Annotated in this window: 21 protein-coding genes; 10 read left to right on the top strand and 11 right to left on the bottom strand. The window is 49.4% G+C overall.

Features of this window, described 5'->3' with window-relative positions; translation table 11 throughout:
* Positions 1-11: 11 nt before the first annotated feature.
* The gene (locus M2403_RS13810; protein WP_104923512.1) at positions 12-365 is read left to right on the top strand and encodes a gamma-glutamylcyclotransferase; all 354 of its coding nucleotides are present in this window, start codon (positions 12-14) and stop codon (positions 363-365) included.
* Positions 366-466: 101 nt separating this feature from the next.
* Here the strand turns inward: M2403_RS13810 and ppa are convergent, their stop codons facing one another.
* Positions 467-997 carry an inorganic diphosphatase gene (gene ppa, locus M2403_RS13805; protein WP_152325307.1) on the bottom strand — a complete coding sequence of 177 codons (531 nt, stop codon included), beginning with the start codon at positions 995-997 and terminating at the stop codon, positions 467-469.
* A 316-nt stretch (positions 998-1,313) separates the two neighbouring features.
* Between ppa and M2403_RS13800 the strand changes: the two genes are divergently transcribed.
* Positions 1,314-2,885, top strand: coding sequence for a methyl-accepting chemotaxis protein (locus M2403_RS13800; RefSeq protein ID WP_152325306.1), 1,572 nt, complete (start codon positions 1,314-1,316; stop codon positions 2,883-2,885).
* A 126-nt stretch (positions 2,886-3,011) separates the two neighbouring features.
* Here the strand turns inward: M2403_RS13800 and fbp are convergent, their stop codons facing one another.
* A complete protein-coding gene (gene fbp, locus M2403_RS13795) occupies positions 3,012-4,016 on the bottom strand; it encodes a class 1 fructose-bisphosphatase (protein ID WP_152325305.1) in 1,005 nt (334 codons plus the stop codon).
* A 167-nt stretch (positions 4,017-4,183) separates the two neighbouring features.
* Here fbp and mpl point away from each other — a divergent pair, with 167 nt between their 5' ends.
* The gene (gene mpl / locus M2403_RS13790) at positions 4,184-5,563 is read left to right on the top strand and encodes a UDP-N-acetylmuramate:L-alanyl-gamma-D-glutamyl-meso-diaminopimelate ligase (RefSeq protein ID WP_152325304.1); all 1,380 of its coding nucleotides are present in this window, start codon (positions 4,184-4,186) and stop codon (positions 5,561-5,563) included.
* Positions 5,564-5,863: 300 nt separating this feature from the next.
* Here the strand turns inward: mpl and yhcN (M2403_RS13785) are convergent, their stop codons facing one another.
* The 3 genes from yhcN (M2403_RS13785) to argR all read right to left on the bottom strand — a co-directional run bounded on the left by yhcN (M2403_RS13785) (position 5,864) and on the right by argR (position 7,531).
* Positions 5,864-6,127 (bottom strand): peroxide/acid stress response protein YhcN, encoded by a 264-nt coding sequence (yhcN, locus tag M2403_RS13785; protein WP_152325303.1) that lies wholly within the window; start codon positions 6,125-6,127, stop codon positions 5,864-5,866.
* A gap of 204 nt (positions 6,128-6,331) precedes the next feature.
* Positions 6,332-6,595 (bottom strand): peroxide/acid stress response protein YhcN, encoded by a 264-nt coding sequence (gene yhcN, locus M2403_RS13780; protein WP_152325302.1) that lies wholly within the window; start codon positions 6,593-6,595, stop codon positions 6,332-6,334.
* A 465-nt stretch (positions 6,596-7,060) separates the two neighbouring features.
* A complete protein-coding gene (argR, locus tag M2403_RS13775; protein WP_152325301.1) occupies positions 7,061-7,531 on the bottom strand; it encodes a transcriptional regulator ArgR in 471 nt (156 codons plus the stop codon).
* A gap of 464 nt (positions 7,532-7,995) precedes the next feature.
* Between argR and mdh the strand changes: the two genes are divergently transcribed.
* Complete coding sequence (gene mdh, locus M2403_RS13770; RefSeq protein WP_152325300.1) at positions 7,996-8,934, top strand: malate dehydrogenase; 939 nt, start codon at positions 7,996-7,998, stop codon at positions 8,932-8,934.
* Positions 8,935-8,984: 50 nt separating this feature from the next.
* Here the strand turns inward: mdh and M2403_RS13765 are convergent, their stop codons facing one another.
* Entirely contained in the window at positions 8,985-9,254 is a 270-nt protein-coding gene (locus tag M2403_RS13765) for a helix-turn-helix transcriptional regulator (protein WP_152325299.1), read from the bottom strand.
* 678 nt (positions 9,255-9,932) lie between these two features.
* On the opposite strand from M2403_RS13765, the gene M2403_RS13760 reads away from it, so the two are divergent.
* Complete coding sequence (locus M2403_RS13760) at positions 9,933-10,292, top strand: DNA-binding protein (protein ID WP_152325298.1); 360 nt, start codon at positions 9,933-9,935, stop codon at positions 10,290-10,292.
* 54 nt (positions 10,293-10,346) lie between these two features.
* On the opposite strand, the gene ispB is transcribed toward M2403_RS13760, so the two are convergent.
* A complete protein-coding gene (gene ispB / locus M2403_RS13755; RefSeq protein WP_152325297.1) occupies positions 10,347-11,318 on the bottom strand; it encodes an octaprenyl diphosphate synthase in 972 nt (323 codons plus the stop codon).
* 259 nt (positions 11,319-11,577) lie between these two features.
* Here ispB and rplU point away from each other — a divergent pair, with 259 nt between their 5' ends.
* The 4 genes from rplU to cgtA all read left to right on the top strand — a co-directional run bounded on the left by rplU (position 11,578) and on the right by cgtA (position 14,413).
* On the top strand, positions 11,578-11,889 hold the full coding sequence (rplU, locus tag M2403_RS13750) for a 50S ribosomal protein L21 (protein ID WP_013573804.1): 312 nt from the start codon (positions 11,578-11,580) through the stop codon (positions 11,887-11,889).
* An 18-nt stretch (positions 11,890-11,907) separates the two neighbouring features.
* Complete coding sequence (gene rpmA / locus M2403_RS13745; protein WP_013573805.1) at positions 11,908-12,165, top strand: 50S ribosomal protein L27; 258 nt, start codon at positions 11,908-11,910, stop codon at positions 12,163-12,165.
* An 85-nt stretch (positions 12,166-12,250) separates the two neighbouring features.
* Positions 12,251-13,207, top strand: a complete 957-nt coding sequence (locus M2403_RS13740) for a DMT family transporter (protein WP_165058858.1) — start codon at positions 12,251-12,253, stop codon at positions 13,205-13,207.
* 33 nt (positions 13,208-13,240) lie between these two features.
* Positions 13,241-14,413: an Obg family GTPase CgtA gene (cgtA, locus tag M2403_RS13735; protein WP_152325295.1), complete on the top strand. Its 1,173-nt coding sequence runs from the start codon at positions 13,241-13,243 to the stop codon at positions 14,411-14,413.
* Between the two features lie 70 nt (positions 14,414-14,483).
* Here the strand turns inward: cgtA and pmrB are convergent, their stop codons facing one another.
* The 3 genes from pmrB to dacB are packed head-to-tail and all read right to left on the bottom strand — an operon-like array spanning position 14,484 to position 17,682.
* A complete protein-coding gene (gene pmrB / locus M2403_RS13730) occupies positions 14,484-15,569 on the bottom strand; it encodes a two-component system sensor histidine kinase PmrB (RefSeq protein ID WP_165058860.1) in 1,086 nt (361 codons plus the stop codon).
* The gene (gene pmrA / locus M2403_RS13725) at positions 15,566-16,228 is read right to left on the bottom strand and encodes a two-component system response regulator PmrA (protein ID WP_152325293.1); all 663 of its coding nucleotides are present in this window, start codon (positions 16,226-16,228) and stop codon (positions 15,566-15,568) included. Before pmrA ends, pmrB begins: the two co-directional genes overlap by 4 nt.
* A 20-nt stretch (positions 16,229-16,248) precedes the next feature.
* Positions 16,249-17,682, bottom strand: coding sequence for a serine-type D-Ala-D-Ala carboxypeptidase (gene dacB, locus M2403_RS13720; RefSeq protein ID WP_152325292.1), 1,434 nt, complete (start codon positions 17,680-17,682; stop codon positions 16,249-16,251).
* A 282-nt stretch (positions 17,683-17,964) separates the two neighbouring features.
* Here dacB and greA point away from each other — a divergent pair, with 282 nt between their 5' ends.
* Entirely contained in the window at positions 17,965-18,441 is a 477-nt protein-coding gene (gene greA / locus M2403_RS13715; RefSeq protein ID WP_152325291.1) for a transcription elongation factor GreA, read from the top strand.
* Positions 18,442-18,622: 181 nt separating this feature from the next.
* On the opposite strand, the gene yhbY is transcribed toward greA, so the two are convergent.
* The gene (gene yhbY / locus M2403_RS13710) at positions 18,623-18,919 is read right to left on the bottom strand and encodes a ribosome assembly RNA-binding protein YhbY (protein WP_095923662.1); all 297 of its coding nucleotides are present in this window, start codon (positions 18,917-18,919) and stop codon (positions 18,623-18,625) included.
* Positions 18,920-19,039 lie beyond the last annotated feature (120 nt).

The following is a 19,039-nucleotide window of genomic DNA, read 5'->3' as shown; positions in this document are numbered from 1 at the left end:
CGAATATAAACATGCGAATAATTGTTTACGGTAGTCTGCGACGCAAGCAAGGCAACAGTCATTGGATGACGAATGCTCAATGGTTGGGTGACCATGAGCTGGAAGGGTATGCGCTTTATAATCTGGGGCACTATCCGGCAGTCATTCCAGGGGACGGGAAGGTCTATTGCGAAGTTTACCGCATTAACTCGTCAATCATGGCTGAGTTGGATGAGCTGAAAAGCAATACGAAAGATTACCGTCGCGAGCTGATCTCGACGCCTTACGGCAGTGCCTGGATTTACCTCTACATTCGCTCACTGGATGGTGTGCCGAGAATTGAGGGTGGCGACTGGGTGAAGCGTAACGAACCGGTCAGCGAGTAATCTGAGCAAGGTCGTCAGAAATAGTCGTTGCTAGCCAACGCGTTATACATAAAAAAACACCGCCCAGTGGACGGTGTTTTTTTTCGTGTCGCAGAAAACAATTACTTGTTTTTAGCGCGCTCGAAGGAGCTCACGATTTCAGCTTTTGCAGCAGCGGCATCAGCCCAACCTTCAACTTTCACCCATTTGCCTTTTTCCAGCGCTTTGTATTGCTCGAAGAAGTGAGTGATCTGGCCGCGCAGCAGCTCTGGCAGGTCGTTCACATCTTTGATGTGATCGTATTCTTTGCTCAGTTTGGTGTGCGGAACCGCAACAACTTTCGCATCTTCACCAGATTCGTCAGTCATTTTCAGAACGCCAACAGGACGGCAGCGGATCACAGAACCTGGTTGCAGCGGGTATGGCGTTGGAACCAGTACGTCAACCGGGTCGCCGTCCAGAGACAGGGTATGGTTGATGTAACCGTAGTTCGCAGGGTAGAACATTGCGGTAGACATGAAACGGTCTACGAACAGTGCACCCGTGTCTTTATCAACTTCGTATTTGATAGGATCCGCGTTTGCCGGGATTTCGATAACAACGTAGATATCTTCTGGCAGTTCTTTGCCTGCCGGCACGTTCAGTAAGCTCATTGTTGGTTTCCTTCATTGAACCAGGAATAGAGTGCCGCACATTATAGCCAACTCTCCCGTGATTTCCCGCCCTTTTCGTCGTATCGCCTTTGCCAATTTTCCGGCATGACCTGCTGCTGAGGATTAGCAAAATCTTCAGAATCGGCAGTAAACATTACGCATGTACCTCTTTACCGTGTAACTGGCTGTTTTTGCTTTTCTTATCAAGAGATTCAGTGGATTGCCGATAACAATATTCATACAAAAAATCAGGCAAACCTGATCCCTACCTCATTCGCAGTTTCTCCTTTTCACCTGAATAGCTGGATAACACCGTATGTTGAATAAGTTGAGCGTAAAAGCCGGTCTGATTGGCTTACTGGTCGTGATGACGTTGATTTTGTTGCTGGTTAGTGTCCTTGGCGCCAATGCCATCCGGCAAAGTGCCACTTCACTACAGAAAATTAACCAGCTTCAGGGAGATGAACTGGGATCGCTGGCAGACAGCTACAGTTTCTCGCTGCGCACGCGTGTTGCCAGTGGTGTTGCGGTGCGTCAGCTTGAAATTGGCATGATGGACGACGCCAAATCCACCACCGACCGGATTGCCGGTTACATCAAACAGGCTGATGCAGATCTGGCGAAATTCAACAGCATTCAGGATGACACCGAGCGGGGCCGTGAATTATCGGCGGCGGTCAGTAAAAGCTACGAAGCTTATAAGGCTAACGGCCTGGTGCCACTTCTGGCCGCACTTCAGGCGCAAAGCGCCGACGGTTATTACGACGTACTGGAAAATAAAATCACGCCGTACAGCAATGCTTACGACAAAGCGCTGGCAGATTTCCGGGCGTACGCCACCGATAATACGGCCCGGAGAATCGAACAGGCACGTACTAATGCCCGCATTCAGGTGACCGTGATTGTGATCGGTTTTCTTATCGCACTGGCGATTGCGCTGATCGCCTGGTTTGCTCTGCAAAAAATTATTATGCATCCGCTGAATTTCTCTATAGCGCAGCTCGAATTCATTGCCAAAGGCGATCTGACGCATGAAATCGATGATTCACGTAATAATGAAATGGGACGCCTGCTCAAGGCCATGAAACAAATGCAGGATTCGCTGGTGCTCTCAGTCGGGCGCGTCCGCGATGCCGGGAATCAGATTGATGTAGGCTCCCGCGAACTGGCCGCCGGTAACGTTCATCTGGCGCAACGTACGGAAGAATCCGCCGCTTCTCTGGAAGAAACCGCCGCCAGTATGGAACAGCTGACATCAACGGTGCGCATGAACGCGGCGAATTCCGAGCAGGCTAATCAGCTGGCGCAAAGCGTCTCCGTCATTGCCGATAAGGGCAGCGAAGTTGTCCATCAGGTGATGGATAAAATGCAGGGGATTACCGACAGTTCGAAACGTATCGGTGACATTATCAGCGTCATTGACGGCATTGCATTCCAGACCAACATTCTGGCGCTGAACGCCGCAGTGGAAGCCGCCCGCGCCGGTGAGCAGGGGCGCGGTTTCGCGGTGGTGGCCGGTGAAGTTCGCAGTCTGGCGCAGCGCAGTGCGCAATCCGCCCGTGAAATCAAAGAGCTGATCGGAGATTCAGAAAGCCGCGTGTCCGAAGGTTCGGCGATGGTGAAATCTGCGGCGGATACGATGGTTGAGATTTCCAGCGAAGTAACGCGGGTGACCAGCCTGATGCGTGAAATTTCCATCGCAACTACTGAACAGACGCACGGCATCGAACAGGTGAATGTGGCGATTACGCAGATGGATCAGGTTGCGCAGCAGAATGCGGCACTGGTCGAGCAGGCCACGGCGGCCACGCGTTCTCTGGAAGAGCAGGCGCAACTGCTGGCGGAAAGCATGGCGGTGTTTAAGCTAAACCGCGCTGAGCATTACTAATACGTTGAATGTGACGTTGAAGACAATAAAAAGGTGGCTTTAAAAGCCACCTTTTTGCGTTTGAGAAACGCTAAGTTACAGAGGTATCACGTTCATTCTTAGATGATTTTTGAGTCGGGTACTGGTTTATTCATCGGGGAATTCAGCGATAAAGCGTTCTGCATCTTCAACCATTGAGCTGTTACCGACGAAGAACGGCGCGCGTTCGTGCAGCTTTTGCGGAATGATATCCAGAATGCGGTTTTTACCGTCACTGGCTTTACCACCAGCTTGTTCGGCCAGGAATGCCATCGGGTTGCATTCATACAACAAACGCAGTTTTCCGTTCGGATGGCTGGCTGTGCTCGGATAAATATAGATGCCACCTTTCAGCAGGTTGCGGTGGAAATCTGCAACCAGTGAACCGATATAACGTGAGGTGTAAGGGCGTTGCGTCGCTTCATCCTGCTCCTGGCAATACTTGATGTATTTTTTAACGCCGAGAGGGAATTTGATGTAGTTGCCTTCATTAATGGAGTACATGTTGCCCTTTGCAGGGAAACGGACTTTTTCGTGAGAGAGGCAGAATACACCGAGTGAAGGATCATAAGTAAAGGCATGAACGCCTGCGCCGGTGGTGTAAACCAGCATGGTGGAAGAGCCGTAAACCACGTAACCTGCGGCAACCTGACGGTTCCCCGGTTGCAGGAAGTCAGCTTCCGTTACGGGCTGGCCGAGCGGAGAAGTCCGGCGGTAGATCGAGAAGATGGTTCCGACTGAAACGTTCACGTCAATGTTTGAAGAGCCGTCTAACGGATCCATCAAAATAACGTATTTCGCATTTTCAGCACGTTCGCCATCGAAAATGACAATTTCATCTTCTTCTTCAGACGCGATACCGGCAATTTCTCCACGTGCTTTCATCGCCGCTTTCAATTTTTCATTTGCGTACAGATCGAGTTTCATCTGTACTTCACCCTGCACATTTTCTGCACCGCTGGTGCCGAGAATGTCAACCAGACCCGCTTTGTTGATATCGCGGTGAATGATTTTAGCGCCGAGTTTTATTGCTGACAGCAAGGCGGTGAGCTCACCGGTTGCATGAGGAAAGTCTTGCTGTTTTTCAACAATAAATTCGCCTAACGTTTTCATAACACGTTCCCTGAATCTAGGATGGATAACGGTTCGTTAATAAAACCTTCACAAGAGCATGGGCAGTTTAGCCCAAATATATGGACGAATCATAGGCAAATCCATTTCTTCTGGGCGATTCTGAGCGGTAGAATAGCGGCTGACTTAAAGGCATTAATGGAAAATATATGCGCATTCATATTCTTGGGATTTGCGGCACGTTTATGGGCGGGCTGGCGATGCTGGCACGTGCACAAGGGCATCAGGTAACCGGTTCGGACGACAACGTTTATCCACCGATGAGTACGCTGTTGGAAAAACAAGGGATCGCGCTGATCCAGGGTTACGATCCGGCTCAGTTAGATCCTCAACCGGATCTGGTAATTATCGGCAACGCGATGACGCGCGGAAACCCGTGTGTCGAAGCCGTGCTCGAACTGGGGATCCCGTATGTCTCCGGCCCGCAGTGGCTGCACGATCATGTTCTGCCGGAGCGCTGGGTTATTGCTGTCGCGGGTACGCACGGCAAAACCACAACGGCGGGAATGGTTACGTGGATCCTTGAAGCCTGCGGCTACGAGCCGGGCTACGTCATTGGCGGCGTGCCGGGCAACTTCGAGGTTTCTGCTCGTCTTGGAAACAGCCCGTTTATGGTTCTGGAAGCGGACGAATATGACTGCGCGTTCTTTGATAAGCGCTCCAAATTCGTTCACTACAGCCCGCGGACGTTGATCCTGAACAATCTCGAATTCGATCACGCGGATATTTTCGATGATCTGAAAGCGATCCAGAAACAGTTCCACCACCTTGTTCGTCTGGTGCCAGGTAAAGGTAAAATTATCCTTCCTGAGCATGACACGCCGCTGAAACAAGTGATGGCGATGGGCTGCTGGAGCGAACAGGAATTTGCCGGTGAAGCAGAAAATTGCGCCTGGGATGCAAAAAAACTGACACCAGATGCCAGCGCTTTCGAGGTTTATCTTCATGGCGAAGTGGTCGGTCAGGTGAACTGGAATCTGGTGGGCGAACACAATATGCATAATGCGCTGATGGCGATTGCGGCTGCGCGTCATGTTGGTGTGAAACCTGAAGATGCCTGCAAGGCACTGGGTGATTTTATCAATGCCCGTCGCCGTCTTGAACTGCGTGGCGTTGAAAATGGCGTCAGCGTGTATGACGATTTTGCGCATCACCCGACGGCTATTCTGGCAACTCTTTCTGCATTGCGCAGCAAAGTGGGCGGGACGGCACGTATTCTGGCTGTTCTCGAACCGCGTTCAAATACCATGAAAATGGGCATGAGCAAAAATGAGCTGGCGCCTTCTCTCGGTCGCGCCGATGAAGTGTTCCTGCTTCAGCCGCAGCATATTCCATGGCAGGTTGCTGAAGTGGCAGAGCGCTGCATCCAGCCTGCGCACTGGAGTGCGGACGTCGATTCACTGGTCGATATGGTGATCAAGGCTTCACAGCCGGGCGATCATATTCTGGTGATGAGTAATGGCGGTTTTGGTGGCATTCACGGGAAGTTATTGACGGCGCTGGCTGCCAAAGCGGAAGCCGCTCAGTAACAGTTATACCCGCAGCGTATAAACTGAAAGCACAGCGATGGCTGTGCTTTTTTTTGCCTGGGATTTGGCTATGCGGCGATTTGCAGACAAAAAAAGGCCCTCAAAAAGTTTGAGGGCCAAAGGGTGTCGTCGGACAGGACGACGAGGGTTACGTTAGCAAGAGAGCGGCAGTGGCAGTGTCTTCTCTCTTCCCAGCCTCAACAGCGCATTAATTTTCGCTGGTATGTGGCTGTTGAAACCCGGTAACGCCAATTCAAATACTCAGGCAGTGGTTTTGTATCAGGGACTGACTCAGAAATCTTATTGATAGATTTCTGCGGTTGCGTGATAAGCACCGTCGTTATGTGCTTCGATCACACGATAAGATTTTGCGCCCTTGCTGTCGGCTTTATCGGACAGCTCCTGGCGAATGTCTGTCGGGACGCCATTGACGCCGCTGACGCTGATAGTGCCCATAGGCTGAAGATTCTCTGCCTGCTGATTAGAAACCAGTTGTGCGGCAGACGCGCCGAAAGAAACAGCAGACAGCAGGCTAAGAGCGGCAATAGTGGTCATGATTTTCATGATAATTTCCTAATTTCATAGACGTTGATGTTAAAAAATGAGAGAGCAACGCCGGTTGAGATTTGGATTCATCAGTTCTGGAATATCTGAGTCCGGCAACGCGAAAAGCGTGGAGGAACGTTGATGATGGCAGAGACAAATCCGTCTTGATGCGCTTTGCGCGGGCCTGAATCATTCAGGCCCCTTCGCTTCATTTACCCAGGTTTATTGGTAAATTTCTGCGGTAGCGTGGTAGTTACCTTCTTCACGCACTTCGATAACACGAAATGCTTTAGCCCCTTTGGCATCCGCTTTATCAGACAATGCCTGACGGATATCAGAAGGTGCACCGGCAACGCCGCTTACGCTGATCATCCCGTGTGACTGAAGATGAGCGGCCTGATCCTGAGAAACAGGTTGTGCTGCAAAAGCACCGAATGACAGAGCAGATAGAATGCTTAATGTTGCAATTTTAGTTTTAACGTTCATGATTTTGACCTCGTCGATTTTATTATGTTTTCAACAACTGGTGTTTCACACCACGGAAATGAGTATACATCTAGTCACTCGGAATATTAATAGTTTGCTAATAGTTATTTTGGTGGTTATGTGGGGGCTATTTGAATTTTTAATAACAAAAAGGAATAAAAATTGCTCGAAAATCGATCTTTTGGTGTTAATTTTTCGTAAAATCAACGGATTGAGTGAATTTGACTATTTGTGCTTAATTTTGCAGTCAATCACACCATGGAAATGTTTATGTGACGGGAAAGTGCTTCGTGTGAACAGAATTAACAGGGATAACGACGTGAGGCGTGTATTTAAAACGACGGTATAACGTTAGAGAAGGGTAACTGATAGTTGGATAAGGCAAGGAAGGCTGAGGCCAGAAATTATTTTCTTCTGACCTCAGGCACAGAACTGAAGCAGGAAACAGCGCAATATATCGCCGTATCAGAGTTCCTGTTCAAACAAACTGAGGATTGCGTCGTGAAGTTGTCTGACGCTGAAACCCCGTGCGGGCGTGGTAAAAATTGTGTCATCGCCGGCAATGGTGCCCAGTATCCCTTCGGATTTGCCCAGAGAATCAAGCAGGCGCGCGATCAGCTGTGCCGCGCCCGGACTGGTGCGGATAACGACGACGGCGTCGTTATGGTCAATATCTAAGACCAAATTCTTCAGTGGGCTGGTCGTTGTCGGCACGCCGATTTCGGCAGGCAGGCAATAAACCATCTCCATTTTTGCGTTGCGGGTCCGCACCGCGCCGAATTTTGTCAGCATCCGTGAGACTTTTGACTGATTGATATTATCGAAACCGTCTTCCTGAAGTGCGACGACAATTTCGCCCTGAGAGCTGAATTTCTCTTCCTTCAACAGTGCTTTGAAGGCTTTGATCAAATCTTCCTGTTTAGCAGGATTACGCATTTTGCACCCTGGTCTCTGTATCATCGTTTTGTTGATTATGCAGATATTTGAATTTTTATGCAACACGGGGTCGGCACGTAACATAAGAATTGTGCACTCAGACGGGTATGACAGCGGCGAAGTATACATCTGGACGTCATGAATATGCCGAAATAGTGCATCGCGGGGAATGATTCGCCGGATTGCTGTTAATCAGATGATCTCGATTCAGCTCTCACATTGAATTGAATTTAACCATTTTTTAACCTGGCGGGTTTTGTGGTGCTACTTTTAAGGTGTAGCTTTCCGATAAAAAGTCATAAAAGACCGGAAAAATGGCGCTAAGCGGTGTTTTTTTACTTTCTTAACGACCAAGCTCAGTTTCCCAGCAGTTGAGCGATTGTTTTTAGCTGTATAAGTGATTAAGGTCACACCCAAAATAATTCCACGACACTTATAAGTTAGTGATAAAAAAGGAGTATAGGATGAAAGTTGCAGTTCTAGGTGCTGCGGGCGGTATCGGTCAGGCCCTCGCGCTTCTGCTCAAGACCCAGCTACCTTCCGGTTCCGAACTGTCATTATACGATATCGCACCTGTTACTCCGGGTGTCGCCGTCGATCTGAGCCATATCCCTACTGCAGTAAAAATTAAAGGCTTCTGTGGCGAAGACGCAACGCCAGCGCTTGAAGGCGCGGATATCGTTTTGATCTCTGCCGGTGTGGCGCGCAAACCGGGTATGGATCGTTCCGACCTCTTTAATGTTAACGCCGGTATTGTACGTAATCTGATTCAGCAGGTTGCGAAAACCTGTCCGCACGCATTAATCGGTATTATCACCAACCCGGTCAATACTACGGTTGCTATTGCTGCCGAAGTTTTGAAAAATGCAGGTGTGTACGACAAAAACAAACTGTTCGGCGTCACCACGCTCGATGCAATCCGCTCGAACACATTTGTGGCTGAACTTAAAGGTAAGCAGCCTGAGGAAATTGACGTGCCCGTGATTGGCGGACACTCTGGGGTGACAATTCTTCCTTTATTGTCTCAGGTGCCTGGTGTGGTATTTAGCGATAGTGAAATCGCTGCGCTGACCAAGCGTATTCAGAATGCAGGAACCGAAGTGGTCGAAGCCAAAGCGGGTGGCGGTTCTGCTACTTTGTCTATGGGGCAGGCGGCAGCACGCTTCGGGCTTTCACTGGTTCGTGCCCTGCAAGGTGAAAGTAACGTTGTTGAATGCGCCTATGTAGAAGGAAAGGGCGATTATGCCCGTTTCTTCGCACAGCCTGTTCTGTTGGGTAAAAAGGGCATCACTGAGCTCATTGATATTGGCAAGCTCAGCGCTTTCGAACAGCAATCACTGGATTCGATGCTGGATATCCTGCGTAAAGATATCGAATTGGGAGAACAGTTTATCAATCACTGATAAGCCTCAAGTGAAGCCGCCGGTATCTCCGGCGGCATTCTCTATTGGCATCATTTATGCTCATTGGGAATGCGGCACCGGCGTTCGATGATCTGAAACGTGGTGGCATCAAAGTAACGGCTTGGCCAGATAATTGACGGGTGAACGCCCAGCGCCCCGGCGATGAGCAATTCTCCTTTTGGCCAGGGCCGGGAGAGTGCATTAGAAAGCGTTGAAGAGCTCAATCCGGCGGATCGTGACACCGCTGCGAGTGTCGTCCCTTTCTTTCTCAGGGCTGCGATAATATCAGCCTGATGCCAGTCATCATTCCTTGTCATCATGGTATTTTCCTTATTTTTAAATCGCTTTTATAAGACTTTCTTTGAAAACATATATTCAATGATTGCTTAGTTGTGTCCAGTTCAATCCTATCAATGTTTCCTAAAAAATATTTTTTGCTCGGATTAAGAAAATACATTCTTATTAGAATTAAAACAAACAAGTAAATTCAGTTTGCTTTTTTGCCTGATACTCTTTTTTTATCCTATATTTCGAGTTCATTTAATACGAACGCGTTATTGAAGTGTTGATAATTTGAACGCAATTATAGATCTGAATGATTTAAGAGAAGAAAATAACGATTTGTGTTAATGAATGATGAAGAGGATATGCACTTCACATAAGGTTAAAGTGACACTATTGATTGTTTATTATAGGGTTTTTATTTTATTGCGCATGCGGCCTGTCAATTTGATTACATAACTTTCTAAAAAAGACTTTCAAGGGAGATATTCTGTTGTTGATAAACATATTTCATGGAAACATTGTGCGGCAACAGTAGACTCATTCCGAAAAATTGAATATCTTCTTTCCGTTAAATAGGCGTTTTCCTAAATAGTCTGTTTTAATATCTTCTCTAAAATGGGCTTGCAGCGAAAAGGGAAAGCATCCGCAGAATTCTCATGGATTTATAACAGCAACCTTTCTTATTGGATTATATGAGAAAGACAAGGATCGTTATGAAAAAAGAGTGGTTTGCAGCAAAGGAACTGACCGGAAAAGATGGCCTTCCTACCTCAACACAGGGCGTGCACGGCATGGCGCGCAGATTATGTTGGATCAAACGGCGCAGACGTGGTGTCCAGGGACGTGCAGTGGAATATCACATTGACAGCCTGCCGGGTAATACCGTCGCCAGTCTCGCGATGAATGAACATTCTGCTGAATATGTTTACACGTCACATCAGGATCCGCTGGCGATCTGGATCGAAAGTTATAAGCAACTCAAGGAGCCTGAGCGCGAAACGATGATCTCTTTTATCGTGAGGGAAGGGGTATCGGAAATACTAAACAGGCTGCGTAAGTCTGACGATTCATAGATTTGCCAGAACTGACGCGCCTGTGCAGACAGGCACGTCAGGAAACATGAAACATCAGAAATCGCGTTTAACAGCCAGATGCGCCAAACCTTCAAGCGCGGAGCGGTATTCAGATTCAGGCAGTACTTGAAGAGCCTGAATCGCTTTGTCAGCTTCCTCTTCAGCACGCTGACGAGTATAAGCCAGAGAACCCCACTGATGCATGGCGGCCAAAACGGGCTCCAGCAAATGGCGTCCGTTGCCTTCTTCGATAGCTTTGCGGATCATTGCTGACTGCTCAGCGTCGCCGTGTTGCATTGCATGCAGCAGAGGCAGGGTCGGTTTGCCTTCATCGAGGTCGTCACCGGTATTTTTGCCCAGCGTTTCGCCATCGGCGTCATAATCGAGCAGATCATCTATCAGCTGGAATGCCGTGCCCAAATAGCGACCATAATCCTGCAACGCCGTGATTTGTTCGGTGTTCCCGCCAGCCAGCATGGCAGAAGATTGTGATGCCGCTTCGAACAGGCGGGCGGTTTTGCTATAAATGACCTGCATGTAGCTTTCTTCGGTGATGTCGGGGTCATTGCAGTTAATGAGCTGCTGCACTTCACCTTCTGCAATCACATTCACCGCTTTGGCCATCAGAGCCAGAACCGGCAGTGATTCCAAATCTGTCATCATCTGGAAAGCGCGGGTGTAGATAAAATCACCGACCAGCACGCTGGCGGCGTTTCCGAAAGCGGCGTTGGCCGTGGCTTTTCCACGGCGCATATCGGACTCATCAACTACGTCATCGTGCAGTAATGTCGCGGTGTGAATGAACTCAATCAGAGCGGCGACTTTAATGTGTTTATCACCGTCGTAGGATAGTGCTTTGGCTGCCAGTACTGCTATCATCGGACGGATACGTTTGCCGCCGCCACTGATGATGTAGTATCCCAGCTGATTGATGAGAGAAACCTCTGAATTCAACTGCTCAAGGATGGATGCGTTGACCGCAGCCATGTCATCCTGGGTAAGATCGATAATCTGTTCTAGGTTCATTGTGTTTTTTCGGCTGTTTTTCTCTTCGCCGCAATGAGGTCTGGCTCACATTGGCACATGGCGCTAACTGTAATGGGGATTGTACTTAAAAAACAGTGTAGATAAATGATATCGAAAGAACTGCGCTTTTTTTCTTCTTTTGTCGTCATTGTGCTCTTGTCTTATGCTGATTTTTTGCGTAGAATTCGCGCCCTATTGTGAATATTTATAGCGCCCTCTGGACTATACAAAGTTGAGTGCGCGGAAAGCGGAGTTTTATATGTACGCGGTTTTCCAAAGTGGTGGTAAACAACACCGTGTCAGCGAAGGGCAGACTATTCGTCTCGAGAAGCTGGACGTTGCAACTGGCGAAGCTATCGAATTCGATCAGGTTCTGATGATTGCAAACGGTGAAGAAATTAACATCGGCCTGCCATTAGTTGCTGGCGGTGTAATCAAAGCTGAAGTCGTTGCTCACGGTCGTGGCGAAAAGGTCAAAATCGTTAAGTTTCGTCGTCGTAAACACTATCGTAAGCAGCAGGGCCACCGTCAGTGGTTCACTGACGTTAAAATCACCGGCATCAGCGCTTAAGATTAGGAGAGCGGAACAATGGCACACAAAAAGGCTGGCGGCTCCACACGTAACGGTCGCGATTCAGAAGCTAAACGTCTGGGCGTAAAACGCTTTGGCGGCGAAGCAGTACTGGCAGGCAGCATCATCGTTCGTCAGCGCGGCACCAAATTCCACGCTGGTATCAACGTGGGTTGCGGCAAGGACCACACTCTGTTTGCTTTGGCTGACGGTAAAGTCAAGTTCGAAGTTAAAGGCCCGAAAAACCGTAAGTACATCAGCATCGAAGCTGAATAAGTTTTTCGCGTCTTAGTAAATAGATGTAAGCCCCGCAATTCGTTGCGGGGCTTTTTACATTCTGGTTAGCCCATTCTGGCGGGATATGGACACAAAATCACAGGCATCTGTTGGTATTCTGTTAGCACTAATTACTGCTATGAGCTGGGGTTCTTTACCCATCGCCATGAAGCAGGTCCTGGTGGTAATGGATCCTTTTACTGTGGTTTGGTATCGGTTTTCTCTGGCTGCTATTGTGCTGGGGTGCATTCTGGCAGTTAAACGCAGATTGCCGCCCAGAGCGATTTTTAGCCGCCCACGCTGGCTGATTTTAGTGTTGATCGCAACGTGCGGGTTGCTGGGGAACTTCGTACTTTTTAGTTCCTCCTTGCAATTCCTAAGCCCGACAGCCTCGCAGGTTATCGGCCAGCTCTCGCCGGTCGGTATGATGTTTGCGAGTGTGATTATCCTGAAAGAAAAGATGCGGATCACGCAGGTTATTGGCGCCATTATGCTGATTTTCGGGCTGGTATTATTCTTTAATACCAGCCTGATTGAGATTTTTACCCGGCTGACAGATTACACTTTGGGTGTGATTTTTGGTGTCGGGGCAGCCTCGGTTTGGGTGATTTATGGTGTGGCACAGAAAGTATTGTTGCGCCAGCTCGCCTCACCGCAGATCCTGTTTTTGCTGTACACTTTATGTTCTATCGCATTGCTCCCGCTGGCCAGCCCGGCGGTGCTTTCACAGCTCAGCGGCTGGCAGTTTGCCTGTCTGTTGTTTTGCGGCGCGAATACCTTAGTAGGATATGGCGCCTTAGCGGAAGCGATGGCGAGATGGCAGGCGGCCCAGGTCAGTGCAATTGTGACGCTGACTCCGCTGTTTACCCTGCTATTTTCAGATTTACTGGCACTTGCCTGGCCCGACTTTTTTGCTGCACCCGTGCTCAATTTTATTGGTTATATCGGGGCAATTGTGGTGGTGGCGGGGGCAATGTTTTCCGCAGTTGGCCATCGCTGGTGGCCGCGTCGGACAGGGCAAAACCTGGTAGCTAAACACTAGCTGCCCGGTGAATGATTTACGGAGACGGTACAAATGAAGTTTGTTGATGAAGCCACGATTCTGGTTGTGGCCGGTGATGGCGGTAACGGATGCGTCAGCTTCCGCCGCGAAAAATATATCCCTCGTGGCGGCCCTGATGGCGGCGACGGCGGCGACGGCGGTGACGTTTACCTGCTTGCTGATGAAAACCTTAATACGCTGATCGATTTCCGCTTTGTGAAATCTTATCGTGCTGAGCGCGGCACCAACGGTCAAAGCAGCGACTGTACGGGGAAACGCGGTAAAGATATCACCATTAAAGTGCCTGTCGGAACACGCGTTCTGGACCAGAGCACCGGTGAAGTGCTGGCCGATATGACTCAGAATGGTCAGATCAACATGGTCGCCAAAGGCGGTTTCCACGGTTTGGGTAACACCCGCTTCAAGTCTTCCGTGAACCGTTCTCCGCGCCAGAAAACAATGGGCACCAAAGGTGAGGAGCGTGATATCGCGCTCGAGCTGATGTTGTTAGCCGACGTGGGGATGCTGGGTCTTCCGAACGCGGGTAAATCTACATTTATCCGTTCAGTGTCTGCCGCAAAACCGAAAGTTGCTGACTATCCGTTTACGACTTTGGTTCCAAGCCTGGGCGTTGTGCGTATGGATCACGAACAAAGCTTCGTGGTTGCCGACATTCCGGGTTTGATCGAAGGCGCTTCTGAAGGTGCCGGCCTCGGTATCCGCTTCCTGAAGCACCTTGAGCGTTGCCGCGTTTTGTTGCACCTGATTGACATTGCGCCAATCGACGAATCTGATCCGATCGAAAATGCTAAAGTTATTATCAACGAACTGAAGCAATACAACGCTAAACTGGCTGAAAAGCCGCGTTGGTTAGTATTCAACAAAGTTGATCTGATCGAAAAAGAAGAAGCAGAAGCACGTGCTAAAACGATCGCTGAGGCTTTAGGCTGGGAAGGTAATTACTACCTGATTTCCGCCGCGAACCGCGAAGGCGTTAACGCACTGTGCTGGGATGTGATGAAATTCATCAATGAAAATCCTAAGCACATGGCCGTTGAAGCTGCTGTGCCAGAGAAAGTTGAGTTCATGTGGGATGATTATCATCGTGAACAGCTGGCTGAAGTGGAATCTGAAGCCGACGACGACTGGGATGATGACTGGGATGAAGATGACGACGAAGGCGTCGAAATCATTTACGAACGTTAATCCCCTGCACTGGCGTTGTGCGTATAGCGAAAAGGCTGCCTGTTATGGCAGCTTTTTTAATGGTTTTTTTTCAAAGAGAAGGGAGAGTAAGCGAATTCTGTATTGCCACATGTGGCAACCAGCATTGGGCGCTGAGCCCTTTTGCCCCCAAGCGATTGCGGAGCGCCAGGGTTCCGCCATGTAAATTCGCAATGCGTATAACGATATTTAGTCCTAATCCACTGCCGCCATACCGCTGATCGCCTCGTTTGAAGGCTTGCGTCAGTTCACTGGCTTTGGCTTCATCGATCCCCGGACCTTCATCATTAATCTGTACCAGAAAGCCGTTGTTCTGAGGCTCAATCACGATGGCAATTTCGCTGTTCTCCGGCCCGTACCGGTAAGCATTTTCCACCAGATTTCGCACCATAAGCCGGAGCAGTACCGCGTCACCCTGAATCTCAGCACGGGCAGGCATCTGTATGATCAGCTGCTGCTGACGATCGGCAAGCATCTCACTCAGCTCTTCCCGGAGAGGTTCGACGACGTTACTCACCAGATCAACCTGCTGGTATTCACCTTTTGCAAAATTTTGCCCAGCGCGCGAAAGCATCAGCAATTGTTCGATGGTGTGCATTAACAAATCGATGCGGCTTATAAGCGTATCGCTGCCATCCACACCATTTTTTTGCATGATTTCAAGGTGCAGTCTGACGCCGGCCAGCGGAGTTCTCAGCTCATGTGCAGCATCGGCGGTGAACAGCCTTTCCTGCTGGATGGTATTGGAAAGACGGGAAAATAGTTGGTTGAGTGTGTTGGTCACCGCCACCACTTCACGGATTTCTGTATTGAGTGGCAGGGGCGTCAGGTTATCCGCAGAACGGGTTTCCAGGCGCTTTTGCAACTGATTAAGTGGCCGGATGATCCAACTGATGGCCCAGAAAGATAAAACCAGGGTAATCGTCATCATCAGCAAAGAGGGCGCAATGAGGGACGCGATAGCTTCCGCAATCTCTTTCTCAACGTGAGCATTGCGGACTTTTGCGGAAAGCGTGTCATTCACCAGCAGGTTTATCTGCTCCTGACTTTCATGCCAGAGCCAGAAAACGCTGGTGAGCTGGGTGACGAAGAGGATCAGGGCCAGCATAACAAGCAGGCGGCGGCGCATACTGGTCATGGTAAAACTTCCAACCGATAGCCAATACCGCGAACTGTGCGAATCAGCTCTTTACCCAACTTCCGCCGCAGATTATGCACATGAACTTCCAGCGTATTGGATCCCAAATCGTCCTGCCAGGTGTAGAGATCTTGCTGAAGCAATTCGCGATTGACGGTCTGCCCGGCTCGCATCATCAGACGGGATAAAATGGCGAATTCTTTAGGTGTGACTTCTACCGGAGAATCGCCCAGATAGGCCTGCTGAGACGAAAGGTTAATGGTCAGGTTTCCGACAGATATCTGATTGTCGCTTTGCCCCTGATAACGACGAATGAGTGCCCGGACGCGGGCCTGCAATTCCACCAGAGCAAAAGGTTTGATCAGATAATCATCCGCACCGGCATCGAGGCCATCAACGCGGTCTTCCAGCGCATCGCGGGCAGTGAGAATCAACACGGGGAGGGAAATATTTTGACGTCGCCACTGACGCAACAGCGTTGCGCCATCTTTATCCGGCAATCCTAAGTCCAGGATCACCAGGCTGTACTGGCTGGTTTGAATCAGACTTTGCGCTTCAGCGGCTGTAGAAGCGCAGTCGCAAACATAATTATCACTGGTAAGTGCCAGAGATAATCCCTGCCGTAAAAGTTCATCATCTTCAACTATCAGCAGTTTCATCGTCTGGCACGGCTCCGTGGTTAATTATTTTGGTAGATGTCCCTGTAGAGACGGCTCTCAAAGCGCACCAGCGGAGCACGCCGTGTGCGCTGGTCTTCAGGCGGAACCGCGTAACCGGAGAGGAACTGGACAAATGCCATGCGTTGTCCGCTGGCCGTGGTGATAAAGCCCGCCAGATTATAAACGCCAGCAAGTGAACCGGTTTTCGCTGACACTTTGCCATCTACGCCCGCTTCATGAAGACCGCCGCGATATTGCAAGGTTCCGTCATGGCCCGCTAAAGGCAGCATAGAAATAAAGTCTAACTCTTTATCGTGCTGCGCGATGTATTGCAGCACCTGCATCATGGTAGCCGGAGACAATAAGTCATGACGGGAGAGACCGGAGCCATCAACCTGAATTGAGTTGCCCAAATCCACGCCTGCTTTCTGACGCAGAATCTGACGAACTGCATCCGAACCCGCACGCCAGGTTCCCGGAACGCCAAAACGCTGATGACCGATTGTACGGAAAACAGTATCGGCGATCATGTTGTCAGATTTTTTCAACATCTGATGCAGTAAATCATGCAACGGAACGGACTGCGTTTGAGCGAGCACAGTTCCGGCAGGGGTTTGCTGAGTCTGGCGTTTTAACGTGCCATCAATCTGGATATCCGCTTGCAGCAATTCGTCTTTCAGAATTGCGCCCGCATAACTGGCCCCATCCTGAATGGCGAATGCCAAAGGCAAAGGCTCGCTGCGCTGGGTCAGACAGCCTGTCAGGGTATAACGGTTAAACTCACCCGGCACTACGTCCAGCTCACAGTACTGGGCATCTGGCGAGCCTTTTGCCAGAGTGCGTACTTCGCTAAACATATGAACAGGGTAATAAGATGCCACGCGGATAAAGGCATTTTCGTCCGGTTTCGGGGCGCTGTAGAGGGACACGGAGAAACAGTTCCTGTCGACTATTGCCGCCGCCGGTGGTGCGCTGAAGCACTGGGTGATGTCGTTCCAGGGCCAGCCGGGCGCTTTATCGTGGCTGGCAAATACAGATGTGTTAATAACCACATCGCCACTGATCTCTTTGATGCCCTGTTTTTTTAGCACCGCGACCATATTCCGAATATTCTGACGTTTCAGTGTCGGATCGCCGGAAAAACGAGCAACCAAATCACCTTTCAGCACGCCATCAGAAACGGAACCCGGAGTTTCGAGTGTGGTAGTGAAGCGGAAATCGGGGCCGAGCTGCAAAAGAGCCGCCAACGCGGTGAGAATTTTCATTGTACTGGCAGGCAGAGCCATCTGCGAACCGTGATAATCAAGCACGGGTGCAGGGGCACCGATTTTCTGTACCAGCACAGCCAGATTCGTGCCGTCCGGCAGATATTCTGTGTAATTCTCGATCTGGGCCGCATTTGTATTCAGTACAAACGCGCATGCTAATCCACTGACAATTCGTAAAAAACGCATTATTTTGAGTAAAGGCTCTGGGTAACGGCAGGATAAAGTGGTGCCATACTACGATGCTACGAACCAAGGCGCAACGTGGCTGAAAGTAAACAATGATCCTCAAGGAACTCTACGTTAAAATACGAATCATAATGCAAAATGAATCCTGGCCTGGTGGCAACCCCGGGTGAGGTTTTTTTTGTTTTTCGCCAGAGAGAGTCGGTCAGAAGAGCTGGCTTAATTTCTTACCTGATTCAATCAGGACGGTGTTTACCGAAAGGACAAAGTTAGAGGTAATAATATATGAAACCGATTCCGATGACGTTGCGTGGCGCAGAAAGATTACGTGAAGAACTGGACCATCTGAAAGGTGTCCGTCGTCCGAAAATCATCGCAGATATTGCCACTGCACGTGAGCATGGCGACCTGAAAGAAAATGCTGAATACCACGCCGCCCGCGAGCAGCAGGGTTTTTGTGAAGGTCGCATCCAGGAAATTGAAGCCAAGCTTTCAAATGCTCAGGTTATTGATGTCACTAAAATGCCGGCAACTGGTCGTGTCATTTTTGGCGCAACAGTGAAAGTGCTGAATCTGGACACAGAAGAAGAACAGTCTTACCGCATTGTGGGTGATGACGAAGCTGATTTTAAGCAGAATCTGATTTCTGTGAACTCACCGATTGCACGGGGTTTAATCGGTAAAGAACAGGATGATGTGGTCGTTATCAAAACGCCTGGCGGTGATGTTGAGTTCGAAGTACTGAAGGTCGAATATCTCTAAAAATCTGCATTAAAAAGGGCGAAACACGTTGTTTCGCCCTGTAATTCTCACATTCATGCAGTGAATTGCTTCACAGTAAATTGAAAACTAAAGTAAAAAGGCCACCTGAGGCCTTTCCCTGAACGTGATTTCGTGGCACCTTTCCGAAAATCTAAAGCGCTTTTCGTTAAACCTTAACAGATTAACGCGGTAAGATAATTTTGCGGTCTTCGGTAGAAGGGCGATAAAGTACCAGCATATTGCCGATGACTTGCACATTACACGCCTTGGTTTCACGCACGATTGCGTCTACGATCAAGGTCTTCGTTTCGCGTTCTTCTGCCGCGACTTTTACCTTGATCAGCTCGTGATGCTGCAGCGCCTGTTCAATTTCGGCCAGCACGCCTTCAGTCAGGCCGTTGTTACCCAGCATGACAACCGGTTTTAGTGGATGTGCCAGACCTTTCAGGTACTGTTTTTGTTTATTGTTAAGATTCATCGTCTTTTTTGCTTAAGTTGGGATTGAAAACGGGTCATTCTACCGCCATCTCATGTATATCACCAACCCGGACTGCTCCGGGAAGGGAATTATACTGACTTAGCCATAGACGTCATGATG

Source organism: Rahnella sp. BIGb0603, from assembly GCF_024808755.1.
Taxonomy (GTDB): domain Bacteria; phylum Pseudomonadota; class Gammaproteobacteria; order Enterobacterales; family Enterobacteriaceae; genus Rahnella; species Rahnella contaminans.
This window is presented reverse-complemented; position numbering and strand designations above follow the sequence as displayed.

Excerpts from the sequence above, each read along its gene's own strand:
- M2403_RS13810 (WP_104923512.1), top strand. The coding sequence starts at position 12 with ATGCGAATAATTGTTTACGGTAGTCTGCGACGCAAGCAAGGCAACAGT.
- ppa (WP_152325307.1), bottom strand. The coding sequence starts at position 997 with ATGAGCTTACTGAACGTGCCGGCAGGCAAAGAACTGCCAGAAGATATC.
- M2403_RS13800 (WP_152325306.1), top strand. The coding sequence starts at position 1,314 with ATGTTGAATAAGTTGAGCGTAAAAGCCGGTCTGATTGGCTTACTGGTC.
- fbp (WP_152325305.1), bottom strand. The coding sequence starts at position 4,016 with ATGAAAACGTTAGGCGAATTTATTGTTGAAAAACAGCAAGACTTTCCT.
- mpl (WP_152325304.1), top strand. The coding sequence starts at position 4,184 with ATGCGCATTCATATTCTTGGGATTTGCGGCACGTTTATGGGCGGGCTG.
- yhcN (WP_152325303.1), bottom strand. The coding sequence starts at position 6,127 with ATGAAAATCATGACCACTATTGCCGCTCTTAGCCTGCTGTCTGCTGTT.
- yhcN (WP_152325302.1), bottom strand. The coding sequence starts at position 6,595 with ATGAACGTTAAAACTAAAATTGCAACATTAAGCATTCTATCTGCTCTG.
- argR (WP_152325301.1), bottom strand. The coding sequence starts at position 7,531 with ATGCGTAATCCTGCTAAACAGGAAGATTTGATCAAAGCCTTCAAAGCA.
- mdh (WP_152325300.1), top strand. The coding sequence starts at position 7,996 with ATGAAAGTTGCAGTTCTAGGTGCTGCGGGCGGTATCGGTCAGGCCCTC.
- M2403_RS13765 (WP_152325299.1), bottom strand. The coding sequence starts at position 9,254 with ATGATGACAAGGAATGATGACTGGCATCAGGCTGATATTATCGCAGCC.
- M2403_RS13760 (WP_152325298.1), top strand. The coding sequence starts at position 9,933 with ATGAAAAAAGAGTGGTTTGCAGCAAAGGAACTGACCGGAAAAGATGGC.
- ispB (WP_152325297.1), bottom strand. The coding sequence starts at position 11,318 with ATGAACCTAGAACAGATTATCGATCTTACCCAGGATGACATGGCTGCG.
- rplU (WP_013573804.1), top strand. The coding sequence starts at position 11,578 with ATGTACGCGGTTTTCCAAAGTGGTGGTAAACAACACCGTGTCAGCGAA.
- rpmA (WP_013573805.1), top strand. The coding sequence starts at position 11,908 with ATGGCACACAAAAAGGCTGGCGGCTCCACACGTAACGGTCGCGATTCA.
- M2403_RS13740 (WP_165058858.1), top strand. The coding sequence starts at position 12,251 with ATGGACACAAAATCACAGGCATCTGTTGGTATTCTGTTAGCACTAATT.
- cgtA (WP_152325295.1), top strand. The coding sequence starts at position 13,241 with ATGAAGTTTGTTGATGAAGCCACGATTCTGGTTGTGGCCGGTGATGGC.
- pmrB (WP_165058860.1), bottom strand. The coding sequence starts at position 15,569 with ATGACCAGTATGCGCCGCCGCCTGCTTGTTATGCTGGCCCTGATCCTC.
- pmrA (WP_152325293.1), bottom strand. The coding sequence starts at position 16,228 with ATGAAACTGCTGATAGTTGAAGATGATGAACTTTTACGGCAGGGATTA.
- dacB (WP_152325292.1), bottom strand. The coding sequence starts at position 17,682 with ATGCGTTTTTTACGAATTGTCAGTGGATTAGCATGCGCGTTTGTACTG.
- greA (WP_152325291.1), top strand. The coding sequence starts at position 17,965 with ATGAAACCGATTCCGATGACGTTGCGTGGCGCAGAAAGATTACGTGAA.
- yhbY (WP_095923662.1), bottom strand. The coding sequence starts at position 18,919 with ATGAATCTTAACAATAAACAAAAACAGTACCTGAAAGGTCTGGCACAT.